Annotated in this window: 10 protein-coding genes; 4 read left to right on the top strand and 6 right to left on the bottom strand. The window is 69.1% G+C overall.

From position 1 onward, the window contains the following. Window positions 1-3: 3 nt before the first annotated feature. Window positions 4-756, bottom strand: a complete 753-nt coding sequence (locus ACZ6YV_RS25965; protein ID WP_465512083.1) for an ANTAR domain-containing protein — start codon at window positions 754-756, stop codon at window positions 4-6. A gap of 140 nt (window positions 757-896) precedes the next feature. Here ACZ6YV_RS25965 and ACZ6YV_RS25960 point away from each other — a divergent pair, with 140 nt between their 5' ends. After that, a complete protein-coding gene (locus ACZ6YV_RS25960) occupies window positions 897-1,778 on the top strand; it encodes an ANTAR domain-containing protein (protein ID WP_465512082.1) in 882 nt (293 codons plus the stop codon). Here the strand turns inward: ACZ6YV_RS25960 and ACZ6YV_RS25955 are convergent. Both ACZ6YV_RS25955 and ACZ6YV_RS25950 read right to left on the bottom strand, forming a co-directional pair. Next, a complete protein-coding gene (locus ACZ6YV_RS25955; protein WP_465512081.1) occupies window positions 1,771-2,241 on the bottom strand; it encodes a hypothetical protein in 471 nt (156 codons plus the stop codon). The genes ACZ6YV_RS25960 and ACZ6YV_RS25955 overlap by 8 nt on opposite strands. Before the next feature lie 9 nt (window positions 2,242-2,250). Further along, on the bottom strand, window positions 2,251-3,090 hold the full coding sequence (locus tag ACZ6YV_RS25950) for a helix-turn-helix transcriptional regulator (protein ID WP_465512080.1): 840 nt from the start codon (window positions 3,088-3,090) through the stop codon (window positions 2,251-2,253). Between the two features lie 103 nt (window positions 3,091-3,193). On the opposite strand from ACZ6YV_RS25950, the gene ACZ6YV_RS25945 reads away from it, so the two are divergent. Continuing rightward, window positions 3,194-4,663, top strand: a complete 1,470-nt coding sequence (locus tag ACZ6YV_RS25945) for an MFS transporter (RefSeq protein WP_465512079.1) — start codon at window positions 3,194-3,196, stop codon at window positions 4,661-4,663. On the opposite strand, the gene ACZ6YV_RS25940 is transcribed toward ACZ6YV_RS25945, so the two are convergent. Then, window positions 4,624-5,220 carry a nitroreductase family protein gene (locus ACZ6YV_RS25940; RefSeq protein ID WP_465512078.1) on the bottom strand — a complete coding sequence of 199 codons (597 nt, stop codon included), beginning with the start codon at window positions 5,218-5,220 and terminating at the stop codon, window positions 4,624-4,626. The genes ACZ6YV_RS25945 and ACZ6YV_RS25940 overlap by 40 nt on opposite strands. 228 nt (window positions 5,221-5,448) lie before the next feature. Between ACZ6YV_RS25940 and ACZ6YV_RS25935 the strand changes: the two genes are divergently transcribed. Beyond that, complete coding sequence (locus tag ACZ6YV_RS25935; protein ID WP_409495273.1) at window positions 5,449-6,714, top strand: aspartate kinase; 1,266 nt, start codon at window positions 5,449-5,451, stop codon at window positions 6,712-6,714. After that, window positions 6,714-7,754 carry an aspartate-semialdehyde dehydrogenase gene (locus ACZ6YV_RS25930; RefSeq protein ID WP_465512077.1) on the top strand — a complete coding sequence of 347 codons (1,041 nt, stop codon included), beginning with the start codon at window positions 6,714-6,716 and terminating at the stop codon, window positions 7,752-7,754. The genes ACZ6YV_RS25935 and ACZ6YV_RS25930 overlap by 1 nt, the downstream gene beginning before the upstream one ends. Before the next feature lie 523 nt (window positions 7,755-8,277). Here the strand turns inward: ACZ6YV_RS25930 and ACZ6YV_RS25925 are convergent. After that, window positions 8,278-9,384, bottom strand: a complete 1,107-nt coding sequence (locus tag ACZ6YV_RS25925) for a DUF4034 domain-containing protein (protein WP_465512076.1) — start codon at window positions 9,382-9,384, stop codon at window positions 8,278-8,280. A 9-nt stretch (window positions 9,385-9,393) separates the two neighbouring features. Then, the gene (locus ACZ6YV_RS25920; RefSeq protein ID WP_465512075.1) at window positions 9,394-10,893 is read right to left on the bottom strand and encodes a M48 family metallopeptidase; all 1,500 of its coding nucleotides are present in this window, start codon (window positions 10,891-10,893) and stop codon (window positions 9,394-9,396) included. Window positions 10,894-11,103 lie beyond the last annotated feature (210 nt).

The following is an 11,103-nucleotide window of genomic DNA, read 5'->3' as shown; positions in this document are numbered from 1 at the left end:
GGCTCAGCCCCGGCGGGACGTCTTCGTCTTGTCCGCTACCAGGCCGGACGCGGTCAACCGCCGGGCGACCAGATTCTGGGAAACCTCGGAGAGCCGCAGGTTGTGGCTCCGCGCGTAGCGGCGCATCAGGAGGAACGCCTCGCTCGTACTGATTTCGAGCCGGGCGGACACCAGGCCCTTGGCCTGCTCGATGGGTACCCGGCTGGTGAGCGCGCCTTGGAGTTGCGATGAGGTCTCGGTCAGCTTCGAGATGGCGCGATGGTTGAGCATGCCGATCGTCGCGGCGTCGGCGAGTGAGCTCGCGATCCGGATGTCGGCGCCCGGCAACGGCGCGGCCTCCGTGGTCAGGATCGTCACGGCGCCGAGGATGTCTTCGCGGCGGTTGAACGGGAAAGCGTGCGCCGAGCGGTAGCCGAGCGAAAGGGCGGCAGGCGCCAGTCGCGGCCAGCGCGCGGTCGCTTCCTTGAGTCGCACATTGACCACTGGTACGCCCGACGAGCAACAGTCGACACCGGGGCCCTCTTTGTCGAAGAACCCGTTGAGCGGCGGTCTGTCCAGGCGTTCATCGGTGTTCACCACCAACTGCCCGCCGGGGTGTTCACCGACGATGGCCAGCCGGACCGACGACGAGGAGACCAGCCTGGTGTACCGCTCCGCCACGACCGGCCAGAAACTCGCCGGATCCAGATCCGGTACCAGCGTGTCGGCCAGCTCGACCAGCGTATCGGTAATCCATTCTTCACGGTTCTGGGGCACGACAGCCTTCCTGCTTTTCACTGGAGTGGCACGTGAATGCTGGGCTGACAACGCTAGACCGTTTCGCGAATCCGGGGAACCTGTCACGCTCAGCCATTCGGGTCTCATCGACAGGTCGTGACACGGCGTACTCTCCGCTCATGAGGCGCGGCAAGTGCGATTCGTCGGCCCTCCGCGGCATGGCGGAGGCCGAAGGCAGGCGTGCTGACCGGGCCGCGAGCGTGGCCCGCCGGCATGAGGTTCTGGCCGAGTCGGGCGCTGAGCCGATGCGGGCCTTTCACCGGAGGATGGCCGGGATCCACCGGTCGACCGAGCGGGTGCACCGGACATCGGCCGCGCTGCACACCACCCACTCGGACGCGGTGGATCTCTGGATGGACGGGGAGTTGGCGCTGCCTCCCAGGTTCATCGCGACGGTCGCCGAAGCGTCCGGCAGCCCGAGCACGGCCGTGACCCTGTTCGGGGGAGATCCGAACACGGATGTCGTCGCGGCGTCCGATCCGATCGCCGAGGAGGCCGCCGGCCTCGAATACCTCTTCGGGGAAGGGCCTTCGCGGACACCGCCTGCCGCGGCCACGCCGTCGTGGGTCTGCGGAGAAGCGGAGCTGATGCGTCGCTGGCCCCAGTTCGGTCCCGCCGCGCTCGATCTCGGGGTCCGGGCGGTGGTCGTGGCGCGGCTCGGTCTGCCGGGGAGTCCGCTGGGGGCCTTGACCGCCTACCGGCCCGACACCGACCCCGCCCCCGAGGTGACCCGGTCGGTCAGGACGGTCGCGGCCGTCCTGACGACCACCGCGTTGCTCGCGTCGCCGGGGAAAGAGGGGAACGGACTGCCCGACCATCCCTTGTTCGAAGAAGTCGATCTCCGGGTCATGGTGCATCAGGCCACCGGAATGGTGATGGACAGCACCGGCCGCGGCGCGTCGGACGCGCTGGCTTTGATCCGGGCGGAGGCCTTCGTCCGGAACGAGAGCGTCACCGAAGTCGCTCTCGCGATCGTGAACAGGTCCCTGAAGATCAGCTGACGCCGAGCCTTTCGTAGAAATTGTCGTGGCTGAGCCAGGTTTCGTCGCGGAACTTCCGCGCTTCGAGCGGGTCGTGGCTCTCCTTCAGATGCCGCAGCGCGACGACGTTCTCCCTCGGGATCCGCACGTCGTAGAACGAGCTGTAGCGCACCCGCACCTCACGCGAGGAGATCACGTGCGGCCGGACGACGGTGCCCGCGTAGATCCCGGACACCAGCAGCACCGAGTACACGCCCAAGACGAGCAGCACCACGTCGACGACGATGCCGAAGTCGATCAGCCAGAAGAGGCCCGCTTCGACGGCACTCACCACCGCCATGACGATGAAGATCGCCTTGCCGTTGGAGCCGTACGGCACGGCCACGGCGTCGCCCTCGACGCCGTCCTTACGGCCTCTCACATACAGCCAGAGCCCTGCCATCGTGCGGGATTCGTTGCGGACGAGACTGCGTAAAGCCCCCATGAGTCCAGGTTAGCGATCAAACCGGGTCAGGATCTTCAGCGCGTCGGCGGATCCGGGGTCCTTCGGCGTGTAGATCTCCAGCCGGTGATCGGGGCTGTCGGGCTGGAGCCACACCTGATAGTCGACGTCGACCGCGCCGACCGTGGGATGCCGAAGAAGCATGGCGCCGACGGTGCAATCGGCGACGTCGCCGGTCGCCCAGAGCGTCGCGAACTCGTCGCTGCGCATGGTCAGTTCGCCGATGAGCCCGGCGAGGCGGGCGTCGGTGGGATAGCGGCCCGCGGTCAGCCGCAGGTAGGCCACGTGGACGCGGGCGAGTTCGGCCCGGTTCCGGTGCAGATCGCGGGTGAGCGGGTCGAGGAAGAACATGCGCGGCAAGGACGGCCTGCCCTCGGGATCCTTCGGCGCGTCGAAGGAGACGTGTTCGGCCATGAGCGCGTGCCCGGCGTGGTTCCACGCGAGCACGTCGCCGCGACGGCCGAAGACGAGCGCGGGCACGGCTTCGCCGAGGTTCTCCAGCAGCGCGAGGACGCGGGGATGCGGGTCCTCCGGGCCAGGGTCGGACAGCTTCGGGAGCGCGGATCGCCGGGCGAGGTTGTGCAGGTGACCGGTTTCGACGTCGTCGAGCCGGAGGACGCGGGCGAGCGCGTCGAGCACTTGCCGTGAAGCGGTTTCGGCCAGCCCCTGCTCCAGTCGCGTGTAGTAGCCGGCGCTCACTCCGGCGAGCTGGGCGAGTTCTTCGCGGCGCAGACCGGGCACGCGGCGGGAGGTGCCGTAGGTGCGCAGGCCGATCTCGGCGGGGGTCACCCGGTCACGACGGCTCTTGAGGTACACACCGAGGCTTTCCACGACACCGAGCCTAGGTTCGATCACGGCCGCGTGGGTGTACCTGTGGGGTGTACCCACGGCACGGGGATGGCCGCCCTCCCGAAGCCGGCGCACCGTCGAGGGCATGACACGACGGCGTAACCGGGCCTGGTTCGGCCTGCTGGTGATCCTCTGCCCGGTCTTCCTGGTCTCGATGGACGGGTCGATCCTGTTCCTCGCGATGCCCAGGATCGGCCAGGCGCTCACCCCGACGGCCGATCAGGCGCTGTGGATCCTGGACGTCTACGGCTTCGCGGTCGGCTCGCTGCTCATCGCGTTCGGCAACATCGGCGACCGGTACGGCCGCCTGAAGCTGTTGATGATCGGCGCCGCGGTGTTCGGCGTGGCCTCCATCGGCGCGGCGTTCGCCCCGGGCCCGGAGGCGCTCATCGCGTTCCGTGCCCTGATGGGGCTGGCGGGCGCGACACTGCTGCCGTCCGCGCTGGCCGTGCTCAGCGAACTCTTCCCCGATCCTCGGCGAAGGGCGCGGGCCATCGGCGTCTTCGCGGCCGCGTTCGCCGCCGGGTTCGCGATCGGCCCGGTCGTGGGCGGTGTCCTGCTGGAGCGCTTCTGGTGGGGCTCGGTCTTCCTGGTCAACCTGCCGGTGATCGCGGTGTTCCTGGCGCTCGCGCCGGTGCTGCTCCGGGAAGTGCGGGCCACGAGGAAGGGACGGGTGGACGCGCTGAGCGTGGTGCTGTCCGCCGCCGGTCTCCTGCTCGCGATCTACGGGATCAAGCACGCGGCCGTCGACGGGCTGTCCGCCGTCGCGGTCTCCGCGGTGGCAGCCGGGGCCGTGCTGCTGGTGTGGTTCGCCCGGCGCCAGTGTGGTCTGGACCACCCGCTGATCGAGTTCTCCCTGTTCCGCGACCGCGTCTTCACGATCGCGATCGTCACCGGGCTGCTGCCCTTGGCGGCGTGGTCGGCGGCCGCGTACCTGTCGGGGATCCACCTGCAGTCCGTGCTCGGCCTGCCCGTCCTGCACGCGGCGCTGCTGGCGCTGCCCGGGGCCGCCGTGCTCACGACGATGTGCGTCGTCACCCCCGCGCTGGCCGACCGGATCGGCAAGCGCGCGGCGCTCGTCACCTGTCACTTCTCCGTCGCCCTCGGGCTGGCGCTGCTGCTCATGACCGGCGTCACGGGCGGGGCGGGCTGGTACGTCGCCTCGACGGTGGTCGCCGGTGTCGGCTACGGCATCTCGTTCAGCGTGGTCGCCGACACGGCCGTCGGCGCGGTGCCCGCCGAACGGGCGGGCGCGGCGGGCGCGATCGCCGAAACCGGCAACGAGCTCGGCAACGCGCTGGGGATCGCGCTCATGGGCTCGCTCGCCGCGCTGGTGTTCCGCCTGGCCGGTCCGGGCCTCGCGCCCACGCTCGACGAAACCCTTCAGCTTTCCGGTATCGCGCCCACGGCCGCCGTTGACGCGAAGGAGGCCTTCGTCGCGGGCCTGCACACCGCCGTCGCGGTGCTGAGCCTGCTGCACATCGGGCTCGGGATCCTCGCCTCGCGCTGGCTCCGTCAGCCGGAGAAGGCGCTCGTGCCCCAGCCGTCGGTGTAGGCGAAGTCGGCCAGCGGGACCCGCTCGCGTGGCGCCTTCTCACGCTCGATCCGCCAGTCCTCTTCGAGTACCGAGGGATCCGCGGGATGGCCGACCGCGATGGCGACCTTGGGGACGACGTCGTCGGGCAGCCCGAAGAAGTCCGTCGCCGCTTCGGCGGAGAAGCCCGCCATCTGATGGGCGATCAGGCCGAGTTCGACGGCCTGGAGCACGAGGTTCTCGCTCGCCAGCCCGAGCCCGTACTCGGCGTACGGGACGTCGCCCTTCTCGTTCGTGGTCACCATCACGCCGATCAGCAGCAGACCGGCGCGATGGGCCCACGCGCGGTTGCCCGAGTTGAGCGTCGAGAGGATGCGGTCGAACGACGGCGTGCCCCGGAGGCCGACCAGGTAGCGGGCGGGCTGGGTGTTGCCGAACGACGGCGCCCAGCGGGCCGCTTCGAGCAGCGCGCGGACCTGGTCTCCGGTGACCGTGGCGGCCTCGTCGTAGGCGCGAGGACTCCACCTGGCGGCCAGGATCGACGCGATCGGGGTACTTGTTTCGGCGGGTTTGTGCACCGACGGACGATAACAAGGGGTGCTCTCCGTCACTAAAGTGAAAGCCCTCCGACTATTTCGTTGGTGTTAAGGAAGATTTACTTCGAGAAGTCCCTGAAGTGGTGTTCAGGCCCACTTACGAGGGTGGCGGGCGTGCGTGTCCCCGGTAGGCTTTCGCCCAAATAAGGGACGCGGGGGCTCCTTCGGTGCCCACCATGGAGCCGCCCGGCCCGTCGAGGAGGTTCGGGCGTGGCCCTCGTGGTCCAGAAGTACGGCGGTTCGTCGCTGGAAAGTGCCGACCGCATCAAACGCGTCGCGGAACGCATCGTCGCCACCAAGAAGGCGGGCAACGACGTGGTCGTCGTCTGTTCCGCCATGGGAGACACGACGGACGAGCTGCTCGACCTGGCTCAGCAGGTCAACCCGGCGCCGCCGGAACGTGAGATGGACATGCTGCTCACCGCGGGTGAGCGTATTTCCAACTCGCTGGTGGCGATGGCGATTTCGGCGCAGGGCGCGGAAGCCTGGTCGTTCACCGGCTCGCAGGCCGGTGTGGTGACGACGTCGGTGCACGGCAACGCGCGGATCATCGACGTCAGCCCCAGCCGCGTGACGGAAGCCCTCGACCAGGGCTACATCGCGCTGGTGGCGGGGTTCCAGGGCGTGTCCCAGGACACCAAGGACATCACCACCCTGGGCCGCGGCGGTTCGGACACCACCGCCGTCGCGCTGGCCGCGGCGCTGAACGCCGACGTCTGCGAGATCTATTCCGATGTGGACGGTGTGTACACCGCCGATCCGCGGGTCGTGCCCGACGCGCGCAAGCTCGACACCATCGCCTACGAGGAGATGCTGGAGCTGGCCGCGAGCGGGTCGAAGATCCTGCACCTGCGTTCGGTGGAGTACGCGCGCCGCTACGGCGTCCCGATCCGAGTCCGTTCTTCCTACAGTGACAAGCCGGGCACCACCGTGACCGGTTCTATCGAGGAGATCCCCGTGGAACAAGCGTTGATCACCGGTGTGGCGCACGACCGGTCCGAAGCCAAGATCACGGTGACCGGCGTGCCCGACACCGCCGGTGCCGCCGCCAGGATCTTCCGCGTGATCGCCGACAACGAGATCGACATCGACATGGTGCTGCAGAACGTGTCCAGCACGTCGTCCGGCCGCACCGACATCACCTTCACGCTGTCGAAGGCCAACGGGGCCAAGGCCGTGCAGTCGCTGGAAAAGATCAAGGACGAGATCGGTTTCGAGTCGGTCCTCTACGACGACCATGTCGGCAAGGTGTCGCTCGTCGGCGCGGGGATGCGTTCGCACCCCGGTGTCACGGCGACGTTCTGCGAGGCGCTCGCGCAGTCGGGCGTGAACATCGAAATCATCAACACCTCGGAAATCCGGATCTCGGTGCTGATCCGGGACGCGCAGCTCGACGACGCGGTGCGCGCGATCCATGAAGCATTCGAACTCGGCGGCGACGAAGAAGCCGTCGTCTACGCGGGGAGTGGTCGCTGATGGCCGAAGGTTTGCGGGTAGGAGTGGTAGGGGCGACCGGTCAGGTCGGCGGCGTGATGCGCCGTCTGCTGGCCGAACGGGGTTTCCCGGTCGCCGAAATGCGATACTTCGCTTCGGCGCGGTCCGCGGGCTCGAAACTTCCCTGGCAGGACGGGGAAATCGTCATCGAGGACGCGACGGCCGCGGATCCGTCCGGATTGGACATCGCGCTGTTCTCCGCCGGTGGCACGACCTCCAAGGCGCAGGCGGAGCGGTTCGCCGCCGCCGGCGCCACGGTGATCGACAACTCTTCGGCTTGGCGCATGGACCCCGACGTCCCGTTGGTCGTCAGCGAGGTCAACCCGGAGGCGGTCAAGGAAGCGCGCAAGGGGATCATCGCGAACCCCAACTGCACCACCATGGCCGCGATGCCGGTGCTCAAGCCGCTGCACGCCGAAGCGGGCCTGGTACGGCTGGTCGCGAGCACCTATCAGGCGGTGTCCGGCAGCGGGCTCGCCGGTGTCGAGGAGTTGGAAGGCCAGCTCGCCGCGGCGGCGCCGAACGCGGGCGCGCTGACCCACGACGGCGCGGCGGTGACCTTCCCCGAGCCGAAGAAGTACGCGCGGACCATCGCGCACAACGTCCTCCCGCTCGCCGGGTCCATTGTGGACGACGGCCTGTTCGAGACGGACGAAGAGAAGAAGTTCCGCAACGAGAGCCGCAAGATCCTGAGCATCCCGGAGCTGCGCGTTTCCTGCACCTGTGTGCGGGTGCCGGTGTTCTCGGGGCACTCGATCTCGATCAACGCGGAGTTCTCGCAGGCGCTTTCGGTCGCCCGCGCGACCGAGCTGCTGTCCGGTGCGCCCGGCGTGGAACTGTCGGACATCCCGACCCCGCTGCAGGCCGCGGGCCAGGACCCGTCCTACGTCGGGCGGCTGCGGACGGACCCGGGCGTCGACGGCGGTCGCGGCCTGGCGCTGTTCCTGGCGAACGACAACCTGCGGAAGGGCGCGGCGCTCAACGCCGTGCAGATCGCGGAACTGATCGCCGCCCACTCCTGACGTGGGCTGAAGGGGGCCTTTCACCGCATTCGACGCGGTGAAAGGCCCCTTCGCTGTGCCGCGTGCCGGGCTCCGCGCGCTGGTCCCCGTCTCTGCTCGGCCCCTTCATGCGGCTGAGGTGCTCTTTGTGGTCGTGAGTGGCAAGTGGTGTTCTAACCCGAATCGCCACTCACGACGCCTTTCGTCAAGCGCACATGCAGCATGAACCGGACATACGGCCGCTGGAGGGCGTCCCTTGTGGACAGTCAAGACGGGGCTGGCTCCGGTCTGTCAGTCCAGACCCGCACGCCGTGAAGAGAAGCAGTGCGAAGAGGGTCTTCGCGGCAGAGACCCGATCATGAGACGTTTGCCGTACCTCTCGATAAGTACGTGAAGGCCCCCTTCATTGCGCCTAGCGCAATGAAGGGGGCCTTCACGTACTTACGCCGTGCCCTCCGAAGCCGGACCGGCCGCGATGAAGGGGCCCTTCATCGCGCGCCCTGGACCGGGGGACTGCCGCATTCAGAGGACGAAACGCGTCAGGTCAGGGCTTGGTCGCCCCGAAGCAGGCCGCGTACCGCGTCGCCAGAAACTCACCGCGCGCGTCCCCGCTGTAGGCCCACATCCCGCCGTCGGCCCGCGTCCCCAGGAGCCGGAACTGCTCGATGGCTTCGTCGAAGCGCCCGTTCTCCACGAGCGCCTTCGCCGCGTACGCCCGGTCCGACCGCGTCGACGGGTGATCCCGCCCTTCGCCGTTGAGCCAAGCGACGATCCCGTCGAGCGCGCCGGAGACGCGCGGATCACGCCACGCGGAGACGTCCCGGAACTCGGATTCGTGCGCGGCGATCAGCAGCAGCGGAGCCAGCTTCGGCGACTTCGCCGCGGCGGTCTCGGCGAACTCCCACATCAGCTCGTTCGAGCCGAACCACTTCGCGCACCAGTACTGCAGCGCCCGCGTGTGCGCCCCGCGGTGCTGCGGGTCGCGTTCGGCGAGCTCCGCCCAGATCTCCAGGTACTGGTCGTTTTCGTACTGCCGCCCCATCGCGACCGCCAGCGCTGTCACCCACGGCGTCGGGTCCTCGGGAGCGAGCTCGGATGCCTTGCGCGCGGCCTCCTCGGCCTGCTCCAGCACCCGGAAGAACGCGGCGAACTGCTCCTCGGTGACGTGTTTCGCCTGCAGCCCGCTGCGCACCTCCCACGCCACGTGCACCAGCGACTCCGCGTCGACCAGTGCCACGTCCCGGTCACCGGGGCGGGCCTTGCGCCACGCGCGCAGCCACTCGTCGTCCTTCGCGGCGGCCTCGCCGAGCGCGCCGGTCACCAGGTTGCGGCGGTCCCAGTCGCCCCAGGTCGACGCCAGCAGCGCGGCGGCGCCTTCCCACTCGCCGCGAGCCGTCGACTCCTGGACGGCGAGGACCTCTTCGTCGGTCCAGTACTCCTTGGTCGACACCTCGCCGTCGGCGGGGAGCCCCCAACGCGTGACGTCCGGGATCTTGCCCTTGAACTTGGGCTTCTCCGGCGGCAGCAGCGCGGCGAGCTCTTCCGGCGTCATGATCTCGGTGAGCTCGCCGACCTCGACGCCGCGACGTTTCGCCTCTTTCATCATGGCGAAGACGGCCTTGCGTTCACGGGATTTGAGCAGCCAAAGCATCGGAACTCCTTACGAACGAACAAGAGTGGGTGACGGCCGGTAGCCGGCGGGCACCCCGGCGGCCGTCAGCAGCGCACGCAGCGGCGCGGTGTCGGATTCGGCCGCGGTGGCCTTGTCGAGCGCGGGCGCCAGCTGGTCCTCGAGGGGCTCGTCCAAGGCGAACGGCGCCGGTCCGGACCACGACAGCGACCAGCGTCCCGCGCCGACGTCGGTGAGCGCCGCGCGCACCGCGACCGCCAGCCGCCCGCGGACGGAAGTGGCCGCGAACTCCCGGCGGGCCCGGGGGCCGACACCGGCGGGCGGCTTCGAGTCGGGATCGGCGAGCTCTTCGTGCCTGCCCGCGTCGAGCAGGTCCAGCGCCATGTCCAGGGTGCGTTCGCCGAGGACCTCGGCGGCCGCTTCGGCGGCGGCGTGGCGACGGCCGATGGCGACCAGTGACTGCCAGTCCGTCCGCCGCTTCGCGTGCGCCTCGTCGGAGAAGACGGTGAACAGCGCCTCGTCGAGCATCTTCTCGGCGCCCGTCAGCAGTTCGGTCGCCGGACGCTCGCCGCCGGGGCGGACCGGGATTCGGTCGCCCGCTTCGAGCGTCGCGACGCGGTCACGGGTGGCCGGGTGCGTGTCCCATCGCGAGGTCTTCTCCTCCGACGGGTTCCGCCGCATCTCCTCCATCTGCTCCGCCCTGGTCGGGTCGGTGAGCAGCGCGCGGTAGCCCTCGCCGAACCGGTCCGGGAGGTAACCCGCGTCCCAGCCGATCGCGGCGTAGTTGTTCATGAAGAACCGCCAGGTGACGGCAAGCGCTTCGATCTCGCGCAGGGCCGAAGCCGCCGCGTCGGTGCCGGCGAGCCGTGCCGAGACGGCGTCGGCCGCGAGTTCCTGGGCTCGGCAGACGCTCATCGAGACCATGAAGTAGAGCTTCGCGTACTGCTTGAACAGCCAGCCGACGAAGCGCTCGAAGTAGCCTTCTCGGCTGAGGCCGTTGACCACCCGCGCGATGGACTTGCGCCCGCGATAGGTCAGCGCGGCGAACCGGGTGTCCTTGTTGCTGTAGTGCCCCAGTTCGTGCGCGAGCACGGCGCGGAACTGGTCCTGGCGCAGGCCCATGATCAGCGGGACACCGATGATCATCCGGCGGCGCAGCACCCGCAGCCCGAGCCACGAGGTCCGCTCGGTGACCGCGGCGTTGACGTCGGCGTCGAGATAGATCTCGTCCGGCGGGCGGGTCCCCGCCTCGTCCGCCAGCTCCCGGACCAGCGCCCAGAGGGCGGGCTGGGACTCCGGCGTCACCGCGACACCGGGTATGTCGTCGTCGGTCGCCCGCTCGACCGTGAGCAGGGTCTTGAGCAGGATCCAGCCGACCGGAACGGTGATGATGCCGAGCTTCGCCGCCGCGAGGACGTTGCGCTGCAGCGCCAGCACTTCGAGCGTCACGATCCCGCCCACGAACGCCAGCACGAGCAGCGGGAACCCGGCGAGCAAAACGGCAGCGAGCAGCCCACGTAAAGACTTCACGGTAAAACGGACCTTCCCCAGTTGGTGTACCCCCGACACCGAGCGCTCATTGTGCCCGAATCACCTCCCGGGGCCGATCACTTTTCGAACACGATCGAAGACTTCGCGATGAACATCACCTCACGCCTGGTAGTCGCGTGTGGACAGTCCACTGTGGAGTCAGGTAATTGCCTTGTCCGGTTCGTCCGGCCGGTGCATGCTCGGGAGCGG

This window comes from Amycolatopsis sp. NPDC102522 (genome assembly GCF_055584485.1).
The sequence above is the reverse complement of the archived record's forward strand: the minus strand, read 5'-3'. Positions and strand labels throughout refer to the sequence as shown.